The organism is Caballeronia catudaia, assembly GCF_001544755.2.
In the GTDB taxonomy this organism is placed as follows: domain Bacteria; phylum Pseudomonadota; class Gammaproteobacteria; order Burkholderiales; family Burkholderiaceae; genus Caballeronia; species Caballeronia catudaia.
Genome location: NZ_FCOF02000021.1, coordinates 23,108 through 49,757, shown reverse-complemented (window position 1 = coordinate 49,757; position 26,650 = coordinate 23,108). Strand labels below are relative to the sequence as shown.

Sequence of the window (26,650 nt, the reverse complement as noted above, 5' to 3'; positions counted from 1 at the left end):
CCATGAGCACGATTCCGATGAACTTCCCCGTGAGGAAGCAATCGCGCGGTGCGCAGTCCATCATGCAGCCGCCCGACGAATGGTCGTGGCTTCGGACCGCGTGTGTCGCGTTGGCGTTGGGCGCGCTCGTGTTCGGCGCGGGGCTGCGAGCGTTGCGGATGTCCGACGCGAGCCAGCGCGAAGCGAGCCGCGCCGCATGGGCGGCGGCGCAGGCGAAGGCGCAGGACACGGGGCGCATCGCGGCAGAGCTGCCCGCGCTGCGTGCGCGGGCGGCGTCGGGCCGGCTGGAGCCGGAACACTGGAGCGCCGCCGACGCGTTGCGCGCCGTTGCCGATCTCGCCGCGCAGAACGGGCTGCGCGTCGCGGGCATCGAACCCGTGGCGATCAAGGGCGGCGATCCGAAGGCGCACGAGCCGATCCCGGAGCGCGCACTCAAGCTGCGCGCCGACGGCACGTTCGCGGAAATTCGACATTTCCTCGAGGCGCTCGCCGGCCTGCCGCGGCTCGTCGTTCCCGAAAACGTGCAGATTCGACGGCAGACGGGCGTGCTCGTCGTCGAAGCGACGCTGCGCATCTTCGAAACGCTGCCCGCGGTGTCGCCCGTCGCGGCGGCGCGCCCGAACGCGTTCGTCGTGGATCCGTTCGGCAACGCGGATGCGGCCGTGCAGGGCGGCGACATCCTGCTCGTCGGCACCTTCGTCGGACGCCGCCGTGCGATGGCGCTGCTGCAAAGCGGCCGCGACATCGATGCGTTCGCGCCGGGGCAGAAGATCGGCGACGAATGGCTCGGACGCGTCGTCCCGCGTGCGGTCGAGCTCGCAGGCAACGACGGCGTCGCGCGCAAGCTGATGTTCGCGGAGGATCGCAAGTGAGCCGGTTCGCGCAGCTTTCACGCAGGTACATCGCGCCGGGCGCGGCGGCGCTGTTGCTCGCGCACGTGTCGCTGGCCGCCGAAAGCGCCGATGCGTTCATCGCGCCGCTGCCGCCGCTTCCCGCATCGCTGGACGTGCAGCCTGCGGATCAGATCACGGTCGACACGGCTCCTGCGCAACCAGCGCCTCAAGGCGCGGACGCCGGCAAGCCCGCGGCTGAAGCTGCGGAAGCGCTGGAAGGGCCGCCCGTTCCGCTGCCAGCGCCTGAACGCCTGAGCAGCGCCCAGCCCGGCGGCAACGATGGCAAGCCGATCTCGCTCGACCTGAAAAACGCGGATTTGAGCGCCGCGCTGCATGCGTTCGCGCGTTTCACCGGCTTGAACATCGTCGCGAGCGAGAAGGTGCGCGGACAGGTGTCGATGAATCTCGTCGCGGTGCCGTGGCGGCGCGCATTCGACACGCTGCTCGAAGTCAACGGCCTCGCGATGGAGCAGCACGGCAACCTGATCTGGGTCGCGCCGATCGCGGAACTCGCCGCGCGCGAGAAGCTGCGTTTCGAGGCCCACGCGCGTGCCGCGGATCTCGAACCGCTCGCGAGCCGTACGTTCGTGCTGCGCTATTCGCGTGCGGACGATCTGGGCAAGATGCTGACGGGCTCGGGCAATCAGCGCGTGCTGTCCAAACGCGGCTCCGTCATCGCGGATGCGCGCACGAACCTGCTCTTCGTCACCGATCTCGATGCGCGCATCCAGCAGATCGGCGAACTGATCGCGCTCATCGACAGGCCGACGCCACAGGTGATGATCGAGGCGAAGATCGTCGAGGGCGAGGCCGGGTTGTCGCGCAATCTCGGCGTCAAGCTGGGCGTCGCGCCGCAAAGCGATCCGGCGACCGGGCTCGCGGGCGGCAAGGACGGTGTGGTATACGATTTGTCGGCGGGGCCGATCAACGGTTTCGACGCGGCGACCGCCGGGCTGACCTTGTTCGTCGCGCAGGCCACGCGGCTGCTCAACATCGAAGTGAGCGCGCTGGAAGCCGAAGGGCGCGGACAGATCGTGTCGCGTCCGCGCGTCGTGACGGCGGACCGGGTGAAGTCGGTCGTCGAGCAGGGCATGGAAGTGCCGTATCAGGCGAAGGTCGGCAACGGCATGTCGGGCGTGCAGTTTCGGCGCGCAACGCTCAAACTGGAGGTCGAGCCGCAGATCACGCCGCACGGGCACGTCATTCTCGATCTCGACATCACGAAGGACAGTCTCGGCGAGCAGACGGCGAACGGCCCGGCCATCCACACCAAGCACGTTCAGACGCGCGTGGAAGTGGAAAACGGCGGAACGGTCGCGATCGGCGGCATTTACTCCAACGACGAGCGCGACGACGTGACCGGCGTGCCGGGTTTGTCGAAGCTGCCGCTGATCGGCTGGCTGTTTCGTCACGACGCGCGGCGCAGCTCGAAAAGCGAACTGGTCATATTGATTACGCCACATGTGATCGCGAGCGGCGGCTGAGCCCTGCGGGAAGGGCGGCGCGACTCGACAAAGCGGGCAGTTTGCCCTTAAGCTGCCGCACGAACGAATTGCATCGAACTGGAAGGGAACCGAGTTGCAGGAAGGGCACGCGAACGCGAACATTTTTTTCGTCGGACTCATGGGGGCGGGTAAAACCACCGTGGGCCGTGCGGTTGCGCGCCGTCTGCAGCGCTCGTTCATCGATTCGGATCTGGAGATCGAGGCGCGCACAGGCGCCCGGATTCCGGTGATCTGGGAACTCGAAGGCGAGGACGGGTTTCGTCAGCGCGAGGCGAATATCATCGACGAGCTGTCGCAGCGCAACGGCATCGTGCTCGCGACGGGCGGCGGCGCGGTGCTGCGTCCCGAGAACCGCGAACATCTGAAGAATCGCGGCATCGTCATTTATCTGCGCGCGAATCCGCACGATCTCTGGCAGCGCACGCGGCGCGACAAGAATCGCCCGCTGTTGCAGACCGAAGACCCGCGCGGCAAGCTCGAAGCACTTTTCCACACGCGCGATCCGCTGTATCACGAATGCGCGCACTTCGTCGTGGAAACGGGGCGGCCGACCGTGAACGCGCTCGTGAACATGGTCCTGATGCAACTGGAGGTCGCCGGCGTCGTCAAACCGGCCTGAAGATCACATGTCCGCCATGAATATAGTCAACGTCGAACTGGGCGAGCGCGCCTATCCCATTCATATCGGTGCGGGCCTGATCGGTCGAACCGAACTTTTTGCGCCGCATATCAAGGGTGCGTCCGTGGCGATCGTCACGAACTCCACCATCGATCCGCTCTACGGCGACCAGTTGCGCGCGGCGCTCGAACCGCTCGGCAAGAAAGTGACGACGGTCGTCCTGCCCGACGGCGAGGCGCACAAGAACTGGGAAACGCTCAACACGATCTTCGACGCGCTCCTCACCGGCCGCGCCGATCGCAAGACGACGCTGATCGCGCTCGGCGGCGGCGTCGTCGGCGACATGACCGGTTTCGCGGCGGCGTGCTACATGCGCGGCGTGCCGTTCATCCAGGTTCCGACTACGCTGCTTTCGCAGGTCGATTCGTCTGTCGGCGGCAAGACGGGCATCAATCATCCGCTCGGCAAGAACATGATCGGCGCGTTCTATCAGCCGCAAGCGGTCATCGCGGATATCGGCGCGCTGCGCACCTTGCCGGAGCGCGAACTGGCCGCGGGCATCGCCGAAGTCATCAAGACGGCCGCGATCAAGGATGCCGATTTCTTCGAGTGGATCGAAGCGAACATCGACGCGCTCAATCGTCTGGACGAAAACGCCCTCGCGCACGCGGTCAAGCGTTCGTGCGAGATCAAGGCGTCGGTGGTTGCGTCGGACGAGCGCGAAGGCGGGCAGCGCGCAATTCTCAATTTCGGCCATACCTTCGGCCATGCGATCGAAGCCGGTCTCGGCTACGGCGAATGGCTGCACGGCGAGGCGGTCGGCTGCGGCATGGTGATGGCGGCGGACCTGTCCGTGCGCCTCGGCAAGCTCGACGAAGCCGCGCGCCAGCGTCTCGTGCGCGTGATCGAAGCGGCCAGGCTGCCGGTCACGGCGCCCAAGCTCGGCGACGACCGCTATGTCGATCTGATGAAAGTCGACAAGAAGGCGGAAGCCGGCGAGATCAAATTCATTCTGCTGACCCGCTTCGGCGCGACCGAGACCACGAGCGCGCCCGATCAGGCGGTGCGCGCGACGCTCGCAGCCAGCGTCTGATCCGCGCGAGCGGCGGCTAATACGACGAAGCACCACGACGAAGCGGAGCAGCCGGTGAGCGAAAAAGAACAGCAACTTCCGCCGGGCGCGCCGTTGTCGCGTGCGCTCGAGGCGCATCTCGCGCCGTACGCCGCGCATTCGTTGCAATCGCGCGGGCGCAGATATGCCGAAGCGCCGCCCGCGGCGCGCACCGAGTTCCAGCGCGACCGCGACCGCATCGTGCACTCGACCGCGTTTCGCCGGCTCGAATACAAGACGCAGGTCTTCGTCAATCACGAAGGCGACCTTTTCCGCACGCGGCTCACGCACAGTCTCGAAGTCGCGCAGATCGCGCGTTCGGTGGCGCGCAATCTGCGGCTGAACGAGGATCTCGTCGAAGCCATTTCGCTCGCGCACGACCTCGGTCACACGCCGTTCGGCCATGCCGGACAGGACGCGCTGCACGAATGCATGCGCGATCACGGCGGCTTCGAGCACAATCTGCAGAGCCTCGCGGTGGTCGATCAACTCGAAGAGCACTACGGCGCGTTCAACGGCCTGAACCTGTGCTTCGAAACGCGGGAAGGCATTCTCAAGCATTGTTCGCGTGAGAACGCGCGCAAGCTCGGCGATCTCGGCGAGCGCTTTCTAACCGGCAAGCAGCCTTCGCTCGAAGCGCAGATCGCGAATGTCGCGGATGAAATCGCGTACAACAATCACGATGTCGACGACGGCCTGCGCTCCGGCCTCATCACGCTCGAACAGCTTTCCGAAGTGAGCCTGTGGCACACGCATTTCGATGCCGCCCGCGCCGATTATCCGAACATCGAAGGGCGCAGGCTGATTCACGAAACGATCCGCCGCATCATCAATACGCTGATCGTCGATCTGATCGAGTCGACGAGCCGCAATCTCGAACGCGTCGCCCCGCAATCGCTCGACGATATCCGCAATGCGCCGTCGCTCGTCGCGCACAGCGATGAAGTCGCCGCGCAAGCAGCCCAGCTCAAGCGCTTTCTGTTCAAGAACCTGTACCGGCACTATCGCGTGATGCGTATGGCGAACAAGGCGAAGCGCGTCGTGACGGGCCTTTTCGAAGCCTTCACCGATGACCCCCGTCTCTTGCCGCCCGCGTATCAGGCGCGCTTGCCGGTGGCGGAGGAATCGGCCAACGATGCGCCTTCATTGAGCCCCGATAGTTCGCAGGCGCGGCTGATCGCGCATTACATCGCCGGCATGACGGATCGCTACGCATTGAAAGAGTATCAACGCCTGTTTGTCATCGACAACAACTAAGATCGCGCGTTTCAAAGCGCGAATCCTCGAAAGGAGACTCATCGATGAGCTGCAAGCCCTTGTTCCGCTCGATCCCGGCGGCTGCCGTTCTCATGTTCGGCGCCGCCACGGCCGCACACGCCGCGACGGAAATCCAGTTCTGGCACGCGATGGAAGCCGCGCTCGGCGAGCGCGTGAGCGACATCGCCACCGACTTCAACAAGTCGCAGAGCGATTACAAGATCGTCCCCGTGTTCAAGGGCACGTATGACCAGACGCTCGCGGCGGGCATCGCGGCGTATCGCAGCGGCAATGCGCCCGCGATCCTGCAGGTCTACGAAGTCGGCACCGCGACGATGATGCAGGCGAAGAAAGCCGTCATTCCCGTCTCCGATGTGTTCAAGCAAGCAGGCGTGCCGCTCGACGAAAAGGCGTTCGTGCCGACCATCGCCGGCTATTACAGCGACGCGAAGACCGGCCATCTCATCTCGATGCCGTTCAACAGCTCGACGCCCGTTCTCTACTACAACAAGGACGCGTTCAAGAAGGCCGGTCTCGATCCTAACCAGCCGCCGAAAACCTGGGCCGATGTCGAAGCCGACGCAAAGAAGCTGAAGGCCGCGGGCTACTCGTGCGGTTATTCATCGGGATGGCAGAGCTGGATTCAACTCGAAAACTACAGCGCGTGGCACGCCGCGCCGTTCGCGACGAAGAACAACGGCTTCGACGGCCTCGACGCCAAGCTCGAATTCAACAAGCCGTTGCAGGTCGCGCATATCCAGTTCCTGCAGAACATGGCGAAGGAAGGCACGTTCACGTATGTGGGCCGCAAGGACGAGCCGGTGTCGAAGTTCTATAGCGGTGACTGCGGCATCATCACGAACTCGTCGGGCTCGCGCGCGACCATCGCCAAATACGCGAAGTTCGATTACGGCGTCGGCATGATGCCGTACGACGCGAGCGTGAAGGGCGCGCCGCAGAACGCGATCATCGGCGGCGCGAGCTTGTGGGTGTTGTCGGGCAAGGATCCCGCCGTCTACAAGGGCGTCGCGAAATTCCTCGCGTACTTGTCGACGCCGGAAGTCGCGGCGAAATGGCATCAGGACACGGGCTATCTGCCGGTCACGCAGGCCGCGTATGAACTCACGCAGAAGCAGGGCTTTTACGACAAGAACCCCGGCGCGGACATCGCCATCAAGCAGATGATGAACAAGCCGCCGCTGCCGTTCACGAAGGGTCTGCGCCTAGGCAACATGCCGCAGATACGCACCATCGTCGATGAAGAGCTCGAGCAGGTCTGGGCCGAGAAGAAGACGCCGCAGCAAGCGCTCGATGCATCGGTGCAACGCGGCGACGAGTTGCTGCGCCGCTTCGAAAAGACCGGCAACTAAGGGCAAACTAAGCGCATGCGCCCGTGCTGAAAAAGCGCGAGCGCTTCTGGATAAGCCAAGCATGGAAAAACGCTCTCGTTTCGATACGAGCGTCTTGCCGTATCTGCTCGTCGCGCCTCAACTCGCGATCACCGCGCTGTTCTTTTTGTGGCCCGCGGGCGAAGCGCTCTGGCAGGCCACGCAGAGCCAGGATGCGTTCGGCACGTCGAGCGAGTTCGTCGGGCTCGCGAACTTCAAACAGTTGTTCGCCGATCCGCTCTACTTGTCGTCGTTCAGCACGACGATGATCTTCTGCGCGCTCGTCACCGTGTCGGGGCTCGTGATCTCGCTCTTGCTCGCCGCGTGCGCGGATCGCGTGACGCGCGGCGCCAAGGCTTATCAGACGCTGCTCATCTGGCCGTATGCGGTCGCGCCTGCGATCGCCGCGGTGCTGTGGTCGTTTCTGTTCAATCCGAGTATCGGCCTCGTGACGTATGCACTCGCGAAGCAGGGCATCGTCTGGAATCACGCGCTCAACGGCGCGCAGGCCATGTTCCTCGTCGTGCTCGCGTCGGTGTGGAAGCAGGTCAGCTACAACTTCCTGTTCTTCTACGCGGGCCTGCAGGCAATTCCGCAATCGCTGATCGAAGCGGCCGCCATCGATGGCGCCGGACCGGTGCGGCGCTTCTTCGGCATCGCTTTGCCGTTGCTGTCGCCGACGAGCTTCTTCCTGCTCGTCGTGAATCTCGTGTACGCGTTCTTCGATACCTTCCCCGTCATCGATGCCGCGACCGGCGGCGGTCCGGCGCAATCGACCAAGACGCTCATCTACAAGATCTTCGCGGAAGGTTTTCAGGGACTCGACATCGGCAGCTCGGGCGCGCAGTCGGTCGTGCTGATGGTGATCGTCGTCGCGCTGACGGTCGTGCAGTTCCGCTTCGTCGAGCGCAGGGTGCAATACTCATGATCGAAAACCGCCGCGGCTTCGATATCTTCTGTCACGCGGTGCTGCTGCTCGGCGTCGCCATGATCGTGTTTCCGGTGTACGTCGCGTTTTGCGCGGCCTCGATGAATTCGAAGGAAGTCTTCAGCGTGCCGCTCTCGCTGATTCCCAGTTCGCATCTCTTCGAGAACATCGCGCACATCTGGACGCACGGCAGCGGCAACGCGGCGGCTCCGTTCGGCCTGATGCTGCTCAACAGCCTCGTGATGGCGCTCGTCATCAGTATCGGCAAGATCGCGGTGTCGATCATTTCCGCGTATGCCATCGTCTTCTTCCGCTTTCCGATGAAGAACCTCGCGTTCTGGCTCATCTTCATCACGCTGATGCTGCCTGTCGAAGTGCGTATCTTCCCGACGGTCGAAGTCGTTTCGTCGATGCATTTGTCGAATACGTATGCCGGTCTGACGCTGCCGTTGATCGCCTCCGCAACCGCGACGTTTCTGTTCCGCCAGTTCTTCATGACGCTGCCCGACGAACTGATGGAAGCGGCGCGCATCGACGGGGCGGGGCCGCTGCGTTTCTTCTGGGACGTCGTGCTGCCGCTCTCGAAGACGAATATCGCGGCGCTCTTCGTCATCACGTTCATCTACGGCTGGAACCAGTATCTCTGGCCGATCCTCATCACCAATCAGGTGTCGCTGCAGACGGCGGTGGTCGGCATCAAGAGCATGATCGCGTCGGGCGACACCGCGACGGAATGGCATCTCGTGATGGCCGCGACGCTGCTCGCGATGCTGCCGCCGCTCGCCGTCGTGCTGACGATGCAGCGCTGGTTCGTGCGCGGCCTCGTCGATTCCGAGAAATAAAACATGGCTGCGTTGAATCTGAAAGGCGTCAAAAAAACCTACGACGGCGCGAACTACGTGCTGCACGGCATCGATGTGGCGATCGAAGACGGCGAGTTCGTCGTGATGGTCGGACCGTCGGGTTGCGGCAAGTCCACGCTGCTGCGCATGGTCGCGGGTCTCGAGTCCGTGTCCGAAGGCGCGATCGAAATCGGCGGCAAGGTCGTGAACAAGCTGGAGCCGAAGGATCGCGACATCGCGATGGTCTTCCAAAACTACGCGCTCTATCCGCACATGAGCGTCGCGCAGAACATGGCGTATGCGCTCAAGATCGGCGGTTTCGAAAAGAAGATCATCGACGAACGCGTGACGAACGCTGCGCGTATCCTTGAACTCGAACATTTGCTGGCGCGCAGGCCGCGCGAGTTGTCGGGCGGGCAGCGGCAGCGTGTCGCGATGGGCCGTGCGATCGTGCGCGAGCCGGCGGTGTTTCTGTTCGACGAACCGCTCTCGAATCTCGACGCCAAGCTGCGCGTGCAGATGCGCCTCGAAATCCAGCGCCTGCATGCGCGCCTCGCCACGACGAGCCTGTACGTCACGCACGATCAGATCGAAGCGATGACCCTGGCGCAGCGCGTCATCGTGATGAACAAAGGGCACGCCGAGCAGATCGGCGCGCCGACCGAAGTGTACGAGCGTCCGGCGACGGTGTTCGTCGCGAGTTTCATCGGCTCGCCTGCAATGAATCTGCTCGAAGGGCGTGTATCGGAAGACGGCGCGACTTTTGTCGTCGCGGGCGATGGACCTTCATTGCCGGTATCAAGCGTGAATAGCGCGATGCACGGGCGCGAGTGGATCATCGGCATTCGTCCGGAACATATGACGCCGGGCCTCGATAACGCCGCAAGCGTCACGCTCGATGTCGATTCGGCGGAACTGCTCGGTGCGGACAATCTCGCGCATGGCAGATGGGGCAAGCACGATGTGGCGGCGCGCTTGCCGCATGAACATCGGCCGCGGCGTGGCGAGCGGTTGAACGTGTCGTTGCCCGCGCGGCATCTGCACTTTTTCGATCCGTCGACGGGACTGCGCGCGAACTAATGGAGGCGATGCGATGAGAACCTGGCCTTACCCTGCAATCGTCGCGCATCGCGGCGGTGGCAAGCTCGCGCCCGAGAATACGCTCGAAGCCATCGACGTGGGCGCGCGATTTGGCCACACGATGATCGAGTTCGACGCGAAGCTCTCCGCCGACGATATCGTTTTCCTGCTGCACGACGACGCAGTGGATCGCACGTCGAACGGCCGCGGCGCGGCGAAAGCGCTGACTTACGCGCAGTTGCGCGCGCTCGACGCGGGCTCGTGGTTCGGTGCCGAGTTCGCGAACGCGCGCATGCCGACGCTCGCGCAGGCGCACGAGCGATGTATGAAGCATGGGCTCGCGGCGAACATCGAGATCAAGCCGTGTCAGGGGCGCGATGTGGAAACAGGCGTGCTCGTCGCGCGCGAGGCGGCGCGCTTGTGGGCGGATGCCGAGCCCGCGCCGCTGTTGTCATCGTTCTCGTATGCGGCGCTCGAAGCCGCTCGCGATGTCGCGCCGAATCTGCCGCGCGGCATGCTCTACGAACGCGTGCCTGCGAACTGGCGCGCACAGACGGCGGCATTGTCGTGTGTGTCGCTGCACGCGAGCCATAGCGCGCTCGATGAGACGCTCGTCGCGCAGATCAAGGACGCCGGCCTGCGCATCCTCGCCTACACGGTGAACGATCCCGCGCGGGCGCGCCTGCTCGCGCAATGGGGCGTCGATGCAATCTGTACGGATCGCATCGACATCATCGGCGCGGATTTTCTGGAAGCGTCGCCGGACTGAAACCGTCAGCGTACACGCGCGAGCAGCACGCCCGCGACGAGAGCGAGTCCACCGACGAGCACGATAGTCTGCCAGGGCCTTTCGTGGATGTAGGCATCGGCGTCTTCGAACACTGCGCCGGCGCGTTGGCGTAGCGCGGCGTGCGTGTCGTTCAGACGTGCGCGCGCGCTGTCGAGGCGCTCGCCGATTTGTGCGCGCAGCGCGGCGGCATCGGCCGACGTGCCTTCGGCCAGCGCGCTTTCCAGTTCGCTCAGAAGCGAGCGCAGTTCGGAGCCGATATCTTCGGCTGCTTCACGGCCATGACGCGCCATGCGGCGCGCGCGGCGGCTCGTCGTGGTCCATGAATCTCCGATGGCGTCTCGCGTGTTAGGCAGTGCGTTCATAGATCGCTCCGTCGATGGATGAGTCGTGGATGACCGCACGAGGCGGCGGGGAACTTATCATGCAGCAAATTCGATGCCGATGCTTCATCGTTGCGCAACGCTTCGGTCTGCGTAGCCGTGGAGTGTGGCCTCGCAGCTTCTGCACGTAATTTCTGCAAGTCATTTCTTCCCGCGACGGTCACATTTACAAGCAATGAATACAGAAACGCCGGCATGAATGAATCATGCCGGCGTCTGGTTTGTTTTCGCGATGACGTGAATATCGCGGCTACTTGCCTGCGGGCAATTTCACTTTAGAAGCGATAGCCTACGCGCAAATATGTGACGATCGGGTTGATCGTTATTTTCGCTTGCGACTGGACATTCAGCGTGCCCACAGGCGTTTGAGCTTGCGTGTTCAACTTCGCCGTGGCCTTCAAAGGAATGAACGACACGGAGAAGCCGGCGAACCAGTGTTCTGTGAAATTGTAAGTCGCGCCGACATTAAACACGGGCGCCCACGAACTATCCGTGTCGACGGTGGTCGGACCATGCAGGACCGAGCCTTCGAACTGCTGATTGGTGATTTGCGCGTCGGTGAACCAGGTACGCGTCACGCCAATACCCACGTACGGGCGGAACTTCGCCTGAGGAGCATTGAAGAAGTATTTGAACAGCAGCGTCGGGCTCCATTGCTTCGCGCTGCCGAGCGTGCCAAACCGCTCGAGGTTGCCGGTGCCCTTCAGGTCGAAGGTGGGCGGGATGCCCATTTCGAGTTCCGCGGCGATGTGATCGGTGGCGAAGTAACCTACCGTGAAGCCGGCGGTATCAGCGCTCGAAATGCCGGCGCCCGTACCGGGAACATCGATATTGACGGGAGATCCGCCTACACTTGTTTCTTTGAGCGGACCGCTGCTGTCTTGCGGGGCAAAGTGAAACCAGCCTCCAGTTACATAGATGGAGCCGGCAGATTGTGCATGTGCCGCAGTGGACACACACGCTAATGCCGCGATCCCTGTGATGACTTGTTTTATTTTCAATTTGTGCTCCTCCAAAAAAGCACGCCCATTATGAACACAACATTTCACATTAACCATAGCGGTGCCGTAGAGCATTTTCCCTAGGGCAAAGGGCTGCGTCGGGGCCTCGTTGCACGGCGCTTGCATGTGTTTCATCCATGCTGCCGCAACGGCTCCGAAAGGCCCCCGATTGGGGTAACACAAACGCGACCAACGGAATATCCAGAATGGCACGGCTTGCACGACTCTACGTTCCCGAACAGCCGCAGCATGTCATCCTGCGTGGTCTCGACCAGCAACCCGCCTTCGTCGACGACCAGGACTATGAGCTATTCATCGACTGCTTGAGGACTGCTTCACGTGATCATCACCTCTCCATCCACGCCTATGCGCTGATGCCGCAAGCGGTGCATCTGCTCGTCACACCGCGCGACGAATCCAGCCTGCCCAAAGCGATGCAGGCCGTCGGGCGTCGTTACGTGGCGCACTTCAATCGGCGCTACATGCGGCGCGGCACGTTGTGGGAGGGGCGCTATCGCGCGACGGTCATCGAAGGCGAGCGTTACTTCCTTCTCGCCACGCGCGTCGTCGAAATGGCGCCGGTGCGCGCGCAGCTCGTCGCGACGCCGCAGGACTACAAGTGGTCCAGCTTTCGTCATCACGTCGGGCTTACGCTCGATGGCCTCATCACCGACCATCCGCTCTTCTGGTCGCTTGGCAATACGCCGTTCGAACGCCAGCACGCCTACAAGGAACTGTGCGAACAGCCGCTCGACGAACGCGAGGCCAATCGTCTTCTGCAGGCGACGCTCAAAGGCTGGGTGCTCGGCAGCGACGCCTATCGCGAATGGGCATCGCATGCAGCCAACCGCCGGGTGTCACCGCTGCCGCGTGGCCGTCCGCGCAAGATCCGCGAAACGCCACAACCTTAATAACGGCTCTCTTTGCGGTAGACCTGCAAGACACTCAAACGGCGTGTCGAATTTTCGGGCCACGCCGTTTCTTTTTGACGAATATTGTTATGTCCCCGTTTTAGTTGAGCAAGCTTGCACCACATTGATAATTGGTGTCCGATCATCAAGTTTTATTTCCATCTTTTTGATTCGTCGCGTATATTTCGATTTCCGGCGATTGCCGCGGTGCAGCGTGCCGCGCACGACCGTGCTTCGCGACACATCACGTTGAAAGAAACCGTCGCAGGCAACAAGAAAATGGTTCAACGGCCGAGTCGGCCCCTCACAGTAGAGACGGTGTCCCCATGAACGATCATCAGCAGCCGGTAGCCGGTTCGCTTCCCGCCGCGCAGGGCATGTACGACCCTGCGAACGAACACGATGCCTGCGGCGTCGGCTTCGTCGCCCATATCAAGGGGAAAAAGAGCCACGAGATCATTCAGCAGGGTCTCAAGATTCTCGAGAATCTCGATCACCGTGGCGCGGTCGGCGCCGATCCGCTGATGGGCGATGGCGCCGGCATTCTGATTCAGGTACCGGACGGCTTTTATCGGGAGGAAATGGCCAAGCAGGGCGTGACGTTGCCGCCGGCTGGCGAATACGGCGTCGGCATGATTTTCCTGCCGAAGGAACACGCGTCGCGTCTCGCGTGCGAGCAGGAACTGGAACGCACGGTGAAGGCCGAAGGCCAGGTCGTGCTCGGCTGGCGCGACGTGCCCGTCGATTCCAACATGCCGATTTCGCCGACCGTGAAGGCGAGCGAGCCGCTGATCCGCCAGATTTTCATCGGGCGTGGCAAGGACATCGTCGTGACGGACGCGCTCGAGCGCAAGCTGTACATCATCCGCAAGACGGCGAGCCATCGCATTCAGGCGCTGAAGCTCAAGCACGGCAAGGAATACTTCGTGCCGTCGATGTCGTCGCGCACCGTCGTATACAAGGGTCTGCTGCTCGCGGGCCAGGTCGGCGTGTACTACCGCGATCTGCAGGACGAGCGCGTCGTCTCCGCGCTCGCGCTCGTGCATCAACGCTTCTCGACCAACACTTTCCCGGCGTGGGAACTCGCGCACCCGTATCGCATGATCGCGCACAACGGTGAAATCAACACCGTGAAGGGCAACGTCAACTGGCTGAACGCGCGTACTGGCGCGATCGCGTCCTACGTGCTCGGCGACGATCTGCCGAAGCTCTGGCCGCTGATCTATCCGGGCCAGTCGGACACGGCATCGTTCGACAACTGTCTCGAACTGCTCGTGATGGCCGGCTACCCGCTCGTCCACGCGATGATGATGATGATCCCCGAAGCGTGGGAGCAGCACACGCTGATGGACGACAACCGCCGCGCGTTCTACGAATATCACGCCGCGATGATGGAGCCGTGGGACGGCCCCGCCGCGATCGCGTTCACGGACGGCCGCCAGATCGGCGCGACGCTCGACCGTAACGGACTGCGTCCGGCGCGCTATCTCGTTACGGATGACGATCTCGTGATCCTCGCGTCGGAGTCGGGCGTGCTGCCGATTCCCGAATCGAAGATCGTGCAGAAGTGGCGTCTGCAGCCGGGCAAGATGTTCCTGATCGACATGGAGCAGGGCCGCATCATCCAGGACAAGGAACTGAAGGACAACCTGTCCAACGCCAAGCCGTACAAGAGCTGGATCGAAGCCGTGCGCATCAAGCTCGACGAGATCGAGCCGAAGGCGGAAGACGTCGAGACGCAGCGCCGCGAAGCCGCCGTGCTGCTCGACCGTCAGCAGGCGTTCGGCTACACGCAGGAAGACCTCAAGTTCCTGATGGCGCCGATGGCGCAGTCGGGCGAAGAGGCCGTCGGCTCGATGGGCAACGACTCGCCGCTCGCGGTCATGTCGAACAAGAACAAGACGCTCTACAACTACTTCAAGCAGTTGTTCGCACAGGTGACGAACCCGCCGATCGATCCGATCCGCGAAAACCTCGTGATGTCGCTCGTCTCGTTCATCGGTCCGAAGCCGAACCTGCTCGACACGACCAACATCAACCCGACGATGCGCCTCGAAGTGTCGCAGCCCGTGCTCGACTTCAAGGACATCGCGAAGATCCGCGCGATCGACAAGTACACCGGCGGCAAGTTCAGCTCGTACGAACTGAACATCGTCTATCCGGCGGCGTGGGGCAAGGAAGGCATCGAGGCGCGCATCGCTTCGCTGTGCGCGGAAGCCGTCGATGCAGTGCGCTCCGGCTACAACATCCTGATCGTGTCGGACCGCAAGGCGGACCGCGACAACGTCGCGATTCCTGCGCTGCTCGCCACGTCCGCGATTCATTCGCATCTCGTCGCGCACGGTCTGCGCACGAGCACGGGTCTCGTCGTGGAAACGGGTTCGGCGCGTGAGACGCATCACTTCGCGCTGCTCGCGGGCTACGGCGCGGAAGCCGTTCACCCGTATCTCGCGCTGGAAACGCTCGCCAACATGGCCGAAGGCCTGAAGGGCGATCTCTCCGCCGACAAGGTCATCTACAACTTCACGAAGGCGGTCGGCAAGGGCCTGTTGAAGGTCATGTCGAAGATGGGCATTTCGACGTACATGTCCTACACCGGCGCGCAGATTTTCGAAGCGGTCGGCCTGTCGTCGGAACTGGTCGAGAAGTATTTCAGGGGCACGGCGTCGAAGGTCGGCGGCATCGGCATCTTCGAGGTGGCCGAAGAAGCGATTCGTCTGCATCGCGATGCATTCGGCGACAACCCCGTTCTCGCGAACATGCTCGACGCGGGCGGCGAATACGCGTATCGCGTGCGCGGCGAAGAGCACATGTGGACGCCGGACGCGATCGCCAAGCTGCAACACTCGGCGCGCAGCAACTCGTATCAGACGTACAAGGAATACGCGCACATCATCAACGACCAGACGAAGCGTCACATGACGTTCCGCGGTCTGTTCGAGTTCAAGGTGTCGCCGTCGAAGGCGATTCCGCTCGATGAAGTGGAATCGGCGAAGGACATCGTCAAGCGCTTCGCGACCGGCGCGATGTCGCTCGGCTCGATCAGCACCGAAGCGCACGCCACGCTCGCCGTCGCGATGAACCGCATCGGCGGGAAGTCGAACACGGGCGAAGGCGGCGAGGACGAAACGCGTTATCGCAACGAGCTGCGCGGCATTCCGATCAAGAACGGCGACACGCTGCAATCGATCATCGGCAAGGAAGTCATCACCGACATTCCGCTGAAGGACGGCGATTCGCTGCGTTCGAAGATCAAGCAGGTCGCGTCAGGACGGTTCGGCGTAACGGCGGAATATCTCGCGTCGGCGGATCAGATCCAGATCAAGATGGCGCAGGGCGCGAAGCCGGGCGAAGGCGGTCAGCTGCCGGGCCACAAGGTTTCCGATTACATCGGCAAGCTGCGTTATTCGGTGCCGGGCGTCGGTCTCATTTCGCCGCCGCCGCACCACGACATCTATTCGATCGAAGACCTCGCGCAGCTCATTCACGATCTGAAGAACGTGAATTCGGCATCGAGCATTTCGGTGAAGCTCGTGTCGGAAGTGGGTGTCGGCACGGTTGCCGCCGGTGTTGCGAAGGCGAAGGCCGATCACGTCGTGATCGCCGGTCATGACGGCGGCACGGGCGCGTCCCCGCTGTCGTCGCTGAAGCACGCGGGCACGCCGTGGGAACTCGGTCTCGCCGAAACGCAGCAGACGCTGGTGCTCAACCGTCTGCGCGGCCGTATCCGCGTTCAGGCCGACGGTCAGATGAAGACCGGCCGCGACGTCGTGATCGGCGCGCTGCTCGGCGCCGATGAGTTCGGTTTCGCGACCGCGCCGCTCGTCGTCGAAGGCTGCATCATGATGCGCAAGTGCCATCTGAACACGTGCCCGGTCGGCGTCGCGACGCAAGACCCGGTGTTGCGCGCGAAGTTTTCCGGCCAGCCGGAACACGTCGTCAACTTCTTCTTCTTCGTTGCGGAAGAAGTGCGCGAGATCATGGCGCAGTTCGGCATCCGCAAGTTCGATGACCTCATCGGCCGCGTCGATCTGCTCGACATGAAGAAGGGCATCGAGCACTGGAAGGCGAAGGGCCTCGACTTCTCGCGCATCTTCTATCAGGTGCCGGTCGGCGAAGACGTCGCGAAGAAGCATGTCGACGTGCAGGATCACGGTCTCGACAAGGCGCTCGATCATGTGCTGATCGAGAAGTCGAAGGCGGCGATCGAGAAGGGCGAGCATGTGTCGTTCATTCAGCCGGTGCGCAACGTGAACCGCACGGTCGGCGCGATGCTGTCCGGCATGATCGCGAAGAAGCACGGTCACGACGGCTTGCCCGACGACTCGATCCACATTCAGTTGAAGGGCACGGCGGGCCAGAGCTTCGGCGCATTCCTCGCGAAGGGCGTGACGCTCGATCTCGTCGGCGATGGCAACGACTACGTCGGCAAGGGCCTGTCGGGCGGACGCATCATCATTCGCCCGACCAACGACTTCCGCGGCAAGTCCGAGGAAAACATCATCTGCGGCAACACGGTCATGTACGGCGCGATCGAAGGCGAATCGTATTTTCGCGGCGTGGCGGGCGAGCGCTTCTGCGTGCGTAACTCCGGCGCGACGGCGGTTGTCGAAGGCACGGGCGATCACGGCTGCGAATACATGACGGGCGGCACGGTGGTCGTGCTCGGCGAGACGGGGCGCAATTTCGCGGCGGGCATGTCGGGCGGCATCGCGTTCGTGTACGACCCGGACGGCGCGTTCGCGGGCAAGTGCAACAAGTCGATGGTCGCGCTCGATCCGGTTCTGCAGCAGGCGGAACAGGAGCGCACGGTGGATCGCGGGCTGTGGCACGCCGGCAAGACCGACGAAGCGCTGCTCAAGGGTCTGGTCGAGCGTCACTTCCAGTTCACCGGCTCGCCGCGCGCGAAGTCGCTGCTCGAAAACTGGGATTCGGCTCGCCGTCAGTTCGTCAAGGTGTTCCCGACCGAATACAGGCGCGCGCTCACGGAGATGGGCGCGAAGAAGTCGAAGGACGCCATCGCGGCTTGAAGCCGGTTTTATAGATAGAAGGCCTTCCCGATGCGAGCGCATCGGGAAGCAGGTCCCTCACTGTACATAGAGAAAGAAATGGGCAAGGCAACCGGTTTTCTCGAGTTCGAACGCCGCCATGAGGCGTACGAAGCACCGCTGACCCGCGTCAAGCACTACAAGGAATTCGTCGCCGCGCTGACCGATGAAGACGCGAAGGTTCAGGGCGCGCGCTGCATGGATTGCGGCATTCCGTTCTGCAACAACGGCTGTCCGGTCAACAACATCATTCCGGACTTCAACGATCTCGTGTTCCAGCAGGACTGGAAGAGCGCGATCAACGTGCTGCACTCGACCAACAACTTCCCTGAGTTCACGGGCCGCATCTGCCCGGCGCCGTGCGAAAGCGCGTGCACGCTCGGCATCAACGACGATCCGGTCGGCATCAAGTCGATCGAGCACGCGATCATCGACAAGGCGTTTACCGAAGGCTGGGTCGTGCCGCAAGCGCCGAAGCACAAGACGGGCAAGAAGGTCGCGGTCGTCGGTTCGGGTCCTGCCGGTCTTGCCGCCGCTCAGCAGCTCGGACGTGCGGGTCACGAAGTCGTCGTGTTCGAGAAGAACGATCGCATCGGCGGTTTGCTGCGTTACGGCATTCCCGACTTCAAGCTGGAAAAGTGGCTGATCGACCGCCGCATGCGCCAGATGGAAGCGGAAGGCGTGTCGTTCCGCACGAACGTGTTCATCGGCAAGGACGCGTTGCCCGGATACATCGCCAATACGGCGAAGGAAACCATCACGCCGGACGAGCTGAAGGAACAGTTCGATGCCGTGGTGATCGCGGGCGGCTCCGAAATGCCGCGCGATCTGCCGGTGCCGGGCCGCGAGCTCGAAGGCATCTATTACGCGATGGAATTCCTGCCGCAGCAGAACAAGGTCAATGCGGGCGACAAGCTCACGGATCAACTGCTCGCGAAGGGCAAACATGTCGTCGTGATCGGCGGCGGCGATACGGGTTCGGATTGCGTCGGCACGTCGAACCGTCATGGCGCGAAAAGCGTCACGCAGTTCGAACTGCTCGCGCAGCCGCCGGAAGAAGAGAACAAGCCGCTCGTGTGGCCGTACTGGCCGATCAAGCTGCGCACGTCGTCGTCGCACGAGGAAGGGTGCGATCGTGACTGGTCGGTTGCGACGAAGCGCTTCGAAGGCAAGAACGGCAAGGTCGAGAAGCTGATCGCGGTGCGTGTCGAGTGGAAGGGCGGCAAGATGCAGGAAGTGCCGGGTTCGGAGTTCGAAATGAAGGCCGATCTCGTGCTGCTTGCGATGGGCTTCACGCAGCCGGTGTCGCCGGTGCTGGATGCGTTCGGCGTCGAGAAGGATGCACGCGGAAATGTGCGCGCTTCCACCGAGGGCGACAGGGCGTATTACACGTCGGTGGACAAGGTGTTCACGGCAGGCGATATGCGTCGCGGACAATCGCTGGTTGTCTGGGCGATTCGTGAAGGACGGCAGTGCGCGCGGTCGGTGGATGCGTATTTGATGGGTAGCAGCGAGTTGCCGCGGTAATAGGGCATCGACGTTTAATGAAAAGGCCACGCAAATTGCGTGGCCTTCTTGTTCCGATCGCGAGCAGCCTCAAGCCTCCGCCATCGCCCTCTCGATCTCGATCTTGTAATCATGGAACATCGCCACCGATTCGCGATGCGCTACGCTCAGGATCGCCGCCTTCGGCAGCCGCTCCACGAGCGTGTTGTAGATATGCAGCTCGTTCTCGGCATCGAGCGCGCTGGTGGCTTCATCGAGGAACACGAAATCCGGCTTGTGCAGCAGCACGCGCGCCGCAGCAAGCCTTTGCTGCTCGCCCGGCGACAAGCTCCGCGCCCAATGCGCGCTCTCTTCCAGCCGATCCGCATACGCTTCGAGATTGCACTGACGCAGCACTTCGCGCGATTCTTCGTCGCTGAACGTTCCGCCGGGCGACGGATACGACAGCGCCGCGCGCAGCGTGCCGATCGGCAGATAGCTCATCTGCGGGATGAACATCATCTTCGCGTCGACGGGTGCGTCAATCGTGCCGTCGCCGAATGGCCACAGGCCCGCGAGCGCGCGCATCAATGTGCTCTTGCCCGATCCCGACGGCCCGACGACCAGCCAGCGCGATCCCGGCTCGATCGACACGTTCGCCACGCGCGAAAGCGGCATGCCGTTGGGCAGCGCGAGCAGAAGTCCGTTCGTCGTGAGCGAAGGCGTGCTCGTGTAGTGCAGATTGATGCCGCCATGTTCCGTTGCCGGCGACGTTTCCTCGCGGATATGCGTCGAGCGCATCACGCGCTTGAATTCACGCAGACGATTGACGGTGGCGCGCCATTCGACCAGCGTCGAATACGAGTTGATGAACCATGAGAACGAATCGCTGACCGTGCCGAACGCCGATGAAATCTGCATCAGCACGCCGAATGTGAACGCGCCGGCGAAGTAGCGCGGCGCGGCGACCATGATCGGAAAGATGATCGCGATCTGTCCGTAGAAGCTCAGCACGAAGGTCATGCGCTTCGTGTACTTCATGATGAGCCACCAGTTGTCGCGGATGCGGTGGAAGATGGTCTTCGCGTTGGCCGTCTCGGTCGAGATGCCGTCGTAGAAAGCGATCTGCTCGGCGTTCTCGCGCACGCGGATCAGGCCGAAGCGGAAATCCGCCTCCACCTTCTGCTGCTGATAATTGATCGACACGAGCGGATGCCCGACCTTCTGAATGATGAGCGAGCCGAGAATCGCATAGAGCGCGGCGGCCCACACCATGTAGCCGGGAATCGTGATCGGCGTGCCGCCGAACGAGAACGTCAGCGCGCCCGCGATGGTCCAGAGAATCGTGATGAAGGTGACGAGCGTGACGAGCGTCGAAAGCAGGTCGAGAGACAGCGAGAGGGTGGTCGTGGCGAAGGACTGGAGGTCGTCGGAGATACGCTGGTCGGGGTTGTCGGCGAGGCGGTCGCGCTCGATCCGGTAGAACGCCTTGTCGCCGAGCCATTGCTCCAGGAACCTGTTGGTGAGCCATTGCCGCCAGCGGAACGCGAGCATCTGCCGCAGATACCGCCCGTACACCGCGAGCAGGATGTACGCGAACGCGAGCCCCGTGAAGATCAGCAGCAGATGCGGAAAGTCCCTGACGTTCTTGTTCTGCAGCGCGTTGTAGAAGTCGGCGTTCCAGCTGTTGAGCCGCACGTTGATCCAGACGACCGTCATGTTGATCGCGATGATCGCCACGAGCAGCCCCCACGCGACGCCGCGCTCCTCCGACACCCAATAGGGCTTGATGAGGCTCCATGCCGAGACTTCGTCGGCTTTTTGTTGCGTGTTTTCGGTACGAGTGTTGGTCATGAGCTTCCTGCTGATGCGCATCGAGGCGCCCGAATTGCGTTCGCAACCGGGCTGGCGCAGCCATTCCCGGCCCGGCAAATTGTTCCGGGGTTCTCTTAACGCTCACTTAATTTCGCGCGATGGTTCGGCGAACCATGTTCGCGGCATTGTGCCAGAGTGCCGAAGTGCACGATAAAAGCCGGGCAATCCCCGTTTGCAGCGGATTCGGCTTTCATGCTTTAATGATCCTCGACGAAACAGGGGTGCTTCGCGCGCATCGACGGCCGGAACGGCAGTCAGCGCGGCGAGGCTGAGAGAGACCCTTTGCACCCGATCCGGGTAATACCGGCGAGGGAAGTTTCCGGAGACCGCACGCAGTTCGCGCCATGTCTCCAGTCTCTTCCAGTCCTACCTTTTCCGCCCGGCGCGTTCCATCCGATGCCGAGCCGGTCTCTCCGCTGATTTCGTCCTTGTGATGTGGCGCCGCGCCAGCACGGTCGAGATCGCGTACTTCGTCTCCTCGTGCTGCATCGGCGCACTACGGAGACATCGAATTGAACAGGATCGAACAAGGCGTCGCGCGCCGGGCGGATTTCGCCGTCGTCGGCGGCGGGCTCGTCGGGCGGCTCGTCGCCTGGCAGCTCGCGGGCGCGGGTCATGACGTCGCGCTCTACGAACGCGGTGACACAGCCGGCACGCAGTCGGCGGCATGGGTCGCCGCCGCGATGCTCGCGCCGCTCGCGGAGGCGGCGAGCGCCGAACCGCTCGTCGTCGGGCTCGGGGCGGCGTCGCTCGAACGCTGGCCGCGACTCATCGCGCAATTGCCCGAGCCGGTGTTCTTTCAGCGCAACGGCACGCTCGTCGTCTGGCACGGCGCCGATCGGGCCGAGGCGCCGCTCTTCGAGCGCCGGCTGCGTGCCAATTCGCCGCCGGCTCTGCTCGACGGCGGGTTCGTCAAGCTCGCGGGCGCGCAGGTCGCGCAAACCGAGCCCGCGCTCGGCACGCGCTTTCCGCAGGGCTGGCTGCTGCCGAACGAGGGGCAGCTCGACAATCGTCAGGCACTCGCCGCGCTCGCGGCCGGGCTCGCCGCGCGCGGCGTGCGCACGCACTGGAACACGCCCGTCGATGCGATGCCGGACGCCCGCTGGATCATTGATTGCCGCGGTCTCGGCGGCAAACCTGCGTGGCCCGCGCTGCGCGGCATCCGTGGCGAAGTCGCGCGGGTGCACGCGCCGGGCATCGGACTGTCGAGGCCGGTGCGCCTGCTGCATCCGCGCTATCCGCTCTATATCGCGCCGAAGGAGAACGATCTATACGTGATCGGCGCGACGGAAGTCGAGGGCGAGGACATGTCGCCCGTCAGCGTGCGCTCGGCGCTCGAACTGCTGAGCGCCGCGTTCGCCGTGCATCCGGGCTTCGGCGAGGCGCGCATTCTCGAACTGAACGCCCATTGCAGGCCGACCTTGCCGGATCATCGCCCGGCCATCGTCTGGGACGGGGCGCGGACCTTGCGCGTGAACGGCCTGTACAGGCACGGCTTCATGATCGCGCCCGAAGTCGCGGACAGCGCGTGCCAGTTGGCCAACGCGCTCATTTCGGGCGATGTCGCCGGTCACGATGCCTTTGCGCACTTTCGCGAAGCCGCGCGCTGGCCCGAACTGCTCCACGACGAAACCGCCGTCGCCGCGCTCTAAGTCATCAGGAAAGAATCATGAACATCCACATCAATCAGCGCGTCTTCGATTTGCCCGACGCCGCCACCGTCAACGAGGCGCTCACCGCGTTCGGCGCGAAGCCGCCGTTCGCCGTCGCGCTGAACGGCCAGTTCGTCGCGCGCGGCGAGCACGCCACGAAAACGCTTGCTTCCGGCGACAAGCTCGATGTCGTGTCGCCCGTCGCGGGCGGCTGAATCACGAACCGAAGGATCGAACCATGACCATTCCTACCGCCGACCTTCTCACGCTCTACGGCGAAGCGTTTCCGAGCCGCGTGCTGCTCGGCACGTCGCGTTATCCGTCGCTGCAATCGCTTTCCGACTCCATCGACGCCGCGCGGCCGGGCATGGTCACGGTCGCGCTGCGCCGCCAGTCGGAGACGGGCGAAGCCGGCTTCTTCGATGTGCTCAAGCGCCACGGCGTCGCGCTCCTGCCGAATACGGCGGGCTGCCAGAGTGTCGACGAGGTGCTGACGACCGCGCACATGGCGCGCGAAGTGTTCGAGACGCCGTGGATCAAGCTCGAGCTGATCGGCGATGACTACACGCTGCAACCCGACCCGATCGGACTCGTCGAAGCGGCGGCGAAGCTGATCCGCGACGGCTTCAAGGTGCTGCCGTATTGCACGGAAGATCTGGTGATCGGACGACGCCTGCTCGATGCCGGCTGCGAAGCGCTGATGCCGTGGGGAGCGCCTATCGGCACCGGCAAGGGCGTGACGAATCCATACGGGCTGCGCACGCTGCGCGAGCGGTTGCCGGACGTGCCGCTGATCGTCGATGCGGGTCTCGGCGTGCCGTCGCACGCGTGTCAGGTGATGGAGTGGGGCTTCGACGGCGTGCTGCTCAACACGGCCGTGTCGCAGGCGACGTTTCCGCCGCAGATGGCGCGCGCGTTCGCGCTCGGTGTCGAAGCGGGGCGCATGGCGTTCCTCGCCGGTCCGATGGCCGAGCGTGACAGCGCGCAGGCGAGCACGCCGGTCGTCGGCATGCCGTTCTGGCATCAGGACGGAGGCGCGGCATGAGCTTGCTGAATCGCGAGGTTTTCTGGCCGCCTGCCGACGAGTTGACGGAAGTCGCCGAACGTATTCGCGCGCGCCTGGGCGAATGGCCCGCAGCCGAAACGCGCTGGCGCGTTTGCCTGACCGCGCCGGAATCGCCGTCGGCGAGTGATCTGATTGTCGTCACTGAACATGACGATTCGATCGAAAGCGGAAACGCGGCGGTGCTCGAAGCGCACGGCGGGCGCGTCGCGCTGCGTCGCGGCGGCGAGCGTTTCGCGCTCGAAGGCGAATGGTCGGATGATTGGCTGGCTGCGCTCGCCGCATTCCTCGACTGCAATTTCGAGCCTCACGACGCGCTCACGCTCGCGCTTGCCTGGCGCGCCGGCGACGAAAACAAGGACGATGCGTGGCCCGTCGATTTCGCGACGTTCCCGCGCGTGGCCGATCTGCCCGCGGCGCCCGAAGGCGGTTTTCCAGCGTGCCCGGATCGCCTCGGTCTCTATCCGGTGCTGCCGGGCGCCGAGTGGGTCGAACGCGTGCTCGATCTCGGCGTGCGCACCACGCAATTGCGTCGGAAGTCGACCGATGCAGCCGACCTGCAGCGCGAAATCGCACGTTCGGTCGAGGCAGGACGCCGCCACGACGCGCAGTTGTTCATCAACGATCACTGGCGAGAGGCGATCGCAGCCGGCGCATACGGCGTGCATCTCGGCCAGGAAGACGTGCAGACGGCAGATCTGGGCGCGATCGTGAAGGCCGGTCTGCGGCTCGGTCTGTCGACCCACGGCTACTATGAGATGCTGCGCGCGCTGCATTTCAGGCCGAGCTACCTCGCGCTTGGCGCCGTCTTCCCGACGACGACGAAAGTCATGCCGACCAAGCCCCAAGGCATCGCAAGGCTCGCCCGTTACGTGCGATTGCTGTCGGGCCGCGTGCCGCTCGTCGCGATCGGTGGCATCGACGCGAGGGTCATGCCCGACGTGCTCGGCACAGGCGTCGGGAGTGCCGCGGTCGTGCGCGCCGTGACCGACGCGCCGGACACGGCGTCGGCGGTCTCGTTGCTGCAACAAATGTTTACGAGTCAACGGGAAAACGTCTGAAATGTAAGGAGACGCCGTACTAGGCAAAGCACCGATTGCGCGCAGGCCCTATAATTCGGCCTCTTGCGTCAACGGAATTCTCTTACCCAGTGCCTGCTTTCTCCGAGACTCTGCTGGAGCTACGCGACGTCGATTTCGGCTACGGCGACCGGCTCGTTCTGTCGAACCTGAACATGCGTTTCACGCGTGGGCAGGTCGTCGCGGTCATGGGCGGCTCCGGCTGCGGCAAGACCACGACCCTGCGCCTCGTCGGCGGCCTCGTGAAAGCGAGTCGCGGCCAGGTGCTGTTCGGCGGTCAGGATGTCGGCACGCAGACGCGCGAAGGTCTGTACGCGCTGCGCCGCAAGATGGGCATGCTGTTCCAGTTCGGCGCGCTGTTTACGGACCAGACCGTGTTCGAGAACGTGGCGTTTCCGCTACGTGAACATACGGATTTGCCGGAAGCGCTCATCCGCGACCTCGTGCTAATGAAGCTCAACGCGGTCGGATTGCGCGGAGCGCGCGATCTCGCGCCGTCGGAAATCTCGGGCGGCATGGCGCGCCGGGTCGCACTCGCACGCGCCATCGCGCTCGATCCCGAACTGATGATGTACGACGAGCCGTTCGCCGGCCTCGATCCGATTTCGCTCGGCATCACCGCCCAACTCATCCGCACGATCAACGACGCGCTTGGCGCCACCTCCATTCTCGTCACGCACGACGTGCCCGAATCGTTCGCGATCGCCGACTACGTGTATTTCATCGCCAACGGCGGCATTCACGCCGAAGGCACGCCGGCGCAATTGCGGGCATCGGAAGATCCGACCGTGCGCCAGTTCATCGACGGCACGCCGGACGGTCCCTTCAAGTTTCACTACGCGAGCACGCCGCTCGCCGCGGATTTCGGCATCGGAGGGCAGGCATGATCAGCGCGCTCGGACGCTGGGTGCTCGACGGTTTCGGCACCGCAGGCTACGCGACGCGCATGTTCCTGCGCCTCGTATTCGAATTTTTCTCGCTGCTGCGCCGGCCGCGCCTCGTCACGAAACAGATTCATTTCGTCGGCAACTATTCGCTCGTCATCATTGCGGTGTCGGGCTTGTTCGTCGGTTTCGTGCTCGGCCTGCAGGGCTATTACACGCTGAGCCGCTACGGTTCGGAACAGGCGCTCGGCCTGCTCGTCGCGCTGTCGCTCGTGCGCGAGCTCGGCCCCGTCGTGACGGCGCTGCTCTTCGCGGGTCGCGCGGGCACGTCGCTGACCGCGGAGATCGGCCTGATGAAGGCGGGCGAGCAGCTCACGGCGATGGAAATGATGGCGGTCGACCCGCTGAAGGTCGTCGTCGCGCCGCGCATGTGGGCGGGTATCGTCGCCATGCCGGTGCTGGCGGCCATTTTCAGCGCGGTGGGCATCGTCGGTGGCTATGTCGTCGGCGTGATGCTGATCGGCGTGGATCCGGGCGCGTTCTGGTCGCAGATGCAAGGCGGCGTGGACGTGTGGCGCGATGTCGGCAACGGCGTCATCAAGAGCATCGTGTTCGGCTTCGCGGTGACGTTCATCGCGCTGTTCCAGGGTTACGAGGCGAGGCCCACGCCGGAAGGCGTGTCACGCGCGACGACGAAAACCGTCGTCTATGCGTCGCTCGCCGTGCTCGGGCTCGATTTCCTGCTGACCGCACTGATGTTCAGCTAATGAACCAAGCGCAGGCGCCATGCAACGGCGCGGCGTGGTGAGCGGCACGGACCGTCACGCGCCATCTGCGGAAAGATTCTCTTTGGGAAGAC

General features: G+C 63.5%; 23 protein-coding genes and 1 riboswitch. Of the genes, 20 read left to right on the top strand and 3 right to left on the bottom strand.

The features are described from left to right. Positions 1–2: 2 nt before the first annotated feature. From pilO to ugpQ, 10 genes are all read left to right on the top strand, one after another. Positions 3–872, top strand: coding sequence for a type 4a pilus biogenesis protein PilO (gene pilO, locus AWB75_RS21695; RefSeq protein WP_061126135.1), 870 nt, complete (start codon positions 3–5; stop codon positions 870–872). Beyond that, positions 869–2,377, top strand: a complete 1,509-nt coding sequence (locus tag AWB75_RS21690; RefSeq protein WP_061126134.1) for a type IV pilus secretin PilQ — start codon at positions 869–871, stop codon at positions 2,375–2,377. Before pilO ends, AWB75_RS21690 begins: the two co-directional genes overlap by 4 nt. 94 nt (positions 2,378–2,471) lie before the next feature. Continuing rightward, a complete protein-coding gene (locus AWB75_RS21685) occupies positions 2,472–3,017 on the top strand; it encodes a shikimate kinase (RefSeq protein ID WP_061126133.1) in 546 nt (181 codons plus the stop codon). 16 nt (positions 3,018–3,033) lie between these two features. Then, a complete protein-coding gene (aroB, locus tag AWB75_RS21680) occupies positions 3,034–4,110 on the top strand; it encodes a 3-dehydroquinate synthase (RefSeq protein ID WP_061126171.1) in 1,077 nt (358 codons plus the stop codon). Between the two features lie 54 nt (positions 4,111–4,164). After that, complete coding sequence (locus AWB75_RS21675; protein WP_061126132.1) at positions 4,165–5,385, top strand: deoxyguanosinetriphosphate triphosphohydrolase; 1,221 nt, start codon at positions 4,165–4,167, stop codon at positions 5,383–5,385. Between the two features lie 44 nt (positions 5,386–5,429). Further along, positions 5,430–6,755 (top strand): sn-glycerol-3-phosphate ABC transporter substrate-binding protein UgpB, encoded by a 1,326-nt coding sequence (ugpB, locus tag AWB75_RS21670; protein ID WP_061126131.1) that lies wholly within the window; start codon positions 5,430–5,432, stop codon positions 6,753–6,755. Between the two features lie 61 nt (positions 6,756–6,816). Then, on the top strand, positions 6,817–7,701 hold the full coding sequence (gene ugpA, locus AWB75_RS21665) for a sn-glycerol-3-phosphate ABC transporter permease UgpA (RefSeq protein WP_061126130.1): 885 nt from the start codon (positions 6,817–6,819) through the stop codon (positions 7,699–7,701). Then, the gene (gene ugpE, locus AWB75_RS21660; protein ID WP_061126129.1) at positions 7,698–8,543 is read left to right on the top strand and encodes a sn-glycerol-3-phosphate ABC transporter permease UgpE; all 846 of its coding nucleotides are present in this window, start codon (positions 7,698–7,700) and stop codon (positions 8,541–8,543) included. Before ugpA ends, ugpE begins: the two co-directional genes overlap by 4 nt. A gap of 3 nt (positions 8,544–8,546) precedes the next feature. Beyond that, a complete protein-coding gene (locus AWB75_RS21655) occupies positions 8,547–9,623 on the top strand; it encodes a sn-glycerol-3-phosphate import ATP-binding protein UgpC (RefSeq protein WP_061126128.1) in 1,077 nt (358 codons plus the stop codon). Between the two features lie 13 nt (positions 9,624–9,636). Beyond that, complete coding sequence (gene ugpQ, locus AWB75_RS21650) at positions 9,637–10,392, top strand: glycerophosphodiester phosphodiesterase (protein ID WP_061126127.1); 756 nt, start codon at positions 9,637–9,639, stop codon at positions 10,390–10,392. A gap of 5 nt (positions 10,393–10,397) precedes the next feature. Here ugpQ and AWB75_RS21645 read toward each other — a convergent pair whose 3' ends face one another. After that, positions 10,398–10,775 (bottom strand): DUF883 family protein, encoded by a 378-nt coding sequence (locus tag AWB75_RS21645; protein ID WP_061126126.1) that lies wholly within the window; start codon positions 10,773–10,775, stop codon positions 10,398–10,400. Between the two features lie 293 nt (positions 10,776–11,068). Then, entirely contained in the window at positions 11,069–11,794 is a 726-nt protein-coding gene (locus AWB75_RS21640; protein WP_061126170.1) for an OmpW/AlkL family protein, read from the bottom strand. A 206-nt stretch (positions 11,795–12,000) separates the two neighbouring features. Between AWB75_RS21640 and AWB75_RS21635 the strand changes: the two genes are divergently transcribed. From AWB75_RS21635 to AWB75_RS21625, 3 genes are all read left to right on the top strand, one after another. After that, positions 12,001–12,705, top strand: coding sequence for a transposase (locus AWB75_RS21635; protein ID WP_061126125.1), 705 nt, complete (start codon positions 12,001–12,003; stop codon positions 12,703–12,705). Between the two features lie 326 nt (positions 12,706–13,031). Further along, the gene (locus AWB75_RS21630; protein ID WP_061126124.1) at positions 13,032–17,735 is read left to right on the top strand and encodes a glutamate synthase-related protein; all 4,704 of its coding nucleotides are present in this window, start codon (positions 13,032–13,034) and stop codon (positions 17,733–17,735) included. Positions 17,736–17,813: 78 nt separating this feature from the next. Further along, complete coding sequence (locus AWB75_RS21625) at positions 17,814–19,280, top strand: glutamate synthase subunit beta (RefSeq protein WP_061126123.1); 1,467 nt, start codon at positions 17,814–17,816, stop codon at positions 19,278–19,280. Between the two features lie 69 nt (positions 19,281–19,349). Here AWB75_RS21625 and AWB75_RS21620 read toward each other — a convergent pair whose 3' ends face one another. Next, on the bottom strand, positions 19,350–21,092 hold the full coding sequence (locus tag AWB75_RS21620) for an ABC transporter ATP-binding protein/permease (protein ID WP_061126169.1): 1,743 nt from the start codon (positions 21,090–21,092) through the stop codon (positions 19,350–19,352). Between AWB75_RS21620 and AWB75_RS37745 the strand changes: the two genes are divergently transcribed. From AWB75_RS37745 to mlaE, 7 genes are all read left to right on the top strand, one after another. Beyond that, positions 21,091–21,267, top strand: a complete 177-nt coding sequence (locus AWB75_RS37745; protein WP_159462796.1) for a hypothetical protein — start codon at positions 21,091–21,093, stop codon at positions 21,265–21,267. The two genes, AWB75_RS21620 and AWB75_RS37745, sit on opposite strands and share 2 nt — an antisense overlap. Positions 21,268–21,320: 53 nt before the next feature. Then, positions 21,321–21,445, top strand: a riboswitch (TPP riboswitch). A 180-nt stretch (positions 21,446–21,625) separates the two neighbouring features. Next, positions 21,626–22,765: an FAD-dependent oxidoreductase gene (locus AWB75_RS21615; protein ID WP_061126122.1), complete on the top strand. Its 1,140-nt coding sequence runs from the start codon at positions 21,626–21,628 to the stop codon at positions 22,763–22,765. 17 nt (positions 22,766–22,782) lie between these two features. Beyond that, the gene (gene thiS / locus AWB75_RS21610) at positions 22,783–22,980 is read left to right on the top strand and encodes a sulfur carrier protein ThiS (protein WP_061126121.1); all 198 of its coding nucleotides are present in this window, start codon (positions 22,783–22,785) and stop codon (positions 22,978–22,980) included. A 23-nt stretch (positions 22,981–23,003) separates the two neighbouring features. Further along, complete coding sequence (locus AWB75_RS21605) at positions 23,004–23,810, top strand: thiazole synthase (protein WP_061126120.1); 807 nt, start codon at positions 23,004–23,006, stop codon at positions 23,808–23,810. Beyond that, positions 23,807–24,889: a thiamine phosphate synthase gene (thiE, locus tag AWB75_RS21600; RefSeq protein WP_087086733.1), complete on the top strand. Its 1,083-nt coding sequence runs from the start codon at positions 23,807–23,809 to the stop codon at positions 24,887–24,889. Before AWB75_RS21605 ends, thiE begins: the two co-directional genes overlap by 4 nt. Positions 24,890–24,978: 89 nt before the next feature. Next, positions 24,979–25,794, top strand: a complete 816-nt coding sequence (locus tag AWB75_RS21595; protein ID WP_061126119.1) for an ABC transporter ATP-binding protein — start codon at positions 24,979–24,981, stop codon at positions 25,792–25,794. After that, a complete protein-coding gene (gene mlaE, locus AWB75_RS21590) occupies positions 25,791–26,558 on the top strand; it encodes a lipid asymmetry maintenance ABC transporter permease subunit MlaE (RefSeq protein WP_061126118.1) in 768 nt (255 codons plus the stop codon). Before AWB75_RS21595 ends, mlaE begins: the two co-directional genes overlap by 4 nt. The last annotated feature ends 92 nt before the right edge of the window (positions 26,559–26,650 follow it).

Coding starts and splice junctions, on each gene's coding strand:
- pilO (WP_061126135.1), top strand. CDS start 3: ATGAGCACGATTCCGATGAACTTCCCCGTGAGGAAGCAATCGCGCGGT.
- ugpA (WP_061126130.1), top strand. CDS start 6,817: ATGGAAAAACGCTCTCGTTTCGATACGAGCGTCTTGCCGTATCTGCTC.
- AWB75_RS21625 (WP_061126123.1), top strand. CDS start 17,814: ATGGGCAAGGCAACCGGTTTTCTCGAGTTCGAACGCCGCCATGAGGCG.
- AWB75_RS37745 (WP_159462796.1), top strand. CDS start 21,091: ATGAGCTTCCTGCTGATGCGCATCGAGGCGCCCGAATTGCGTTCGCAA.
- AWB75_RS21630 (WP_061126124.1), top strand. CDS start 13,032: ATGAACGATCATCAGCAGCCGGTAGCCGGTTCGCTTCCCGCCGCGCAG.
- AWB75_RS21635 (WP_061126125.1), top strand. CDS start 12,001: ATGGCACGGCTTGCACGACTCTACGTTCCCGAACAGCCGCAGCATGTC.
- aroB (WP_061126171.1), top strand. CDS start 3,034: ATGAATATAGTCAACGTCGAACTGGGCGAGCGCGCCTATCCCATTCAT.
- ugpE (WP_061126129.1), top strand. CDS start 7,698: ATGATCGAAAACCGCCGCGGCTTCGATATCTTCTGTCACGCGGTGCTG.
- AWB75_RS21620 (WP_061126169.1), bottom strand. CDS start 21,092: ATGACCAACACTCGTACCGAAAACACGCAACAAAAAGCCGACGAAGTC.
- mlaE (WP_061126118.1), top strand. CDS start 25,791: ATGATCAGCGCGCTCGGACGCTGGGTGCTCGACGGTTTCGGCACCGCA.
- thiE (WP_087086733.1), top strand. CDS start 23,807: ATGAGCTTGCTGAATCGCGAGGTTTTCTGGCCGCCTGCCGACGAGTTG.
- AWB75_RS21645 (WP_061126126.1), bottom strand. CDS start 10,775: ATGAACGCACTGCCTAACACGCGAGACGCCATCGGAGATTCATGGACC.
- AWB75_RS21605 (WP_061126120.1), top strand. CDS start 23,004: ATGACCATTCCTACCGCCGACCTTCTCACGCTCTACGGCGAAGCGTTT.
- ugpB (WP_061126131.1), top strand. CDS start 5,430: ATGAGCTGCAAGCCCTTGTTCCGCTCGATCCCGGCGGCTGCCGTTCTC.
- thiS (WP_061126121.1), top strand. CDS start 22,783: ATGAACATCCACATCAATCAGCGCGTCTTCGATTTGCCCGACGCCGCC.
- ugpQ (WP_061126127.1), top strand. CDS start 9,637: ATGAGAACCTGGCCTTACCCTGCAATCGTCGCGCATCGCGGCGGTGGC.
- AWB75_RS21655 (WP_061126128.1), top strand. CDS start 8,547: ATGGCTGCGTTGAATCTGAAAGGCGTCAAAAAAACCTACGACGGCGCG.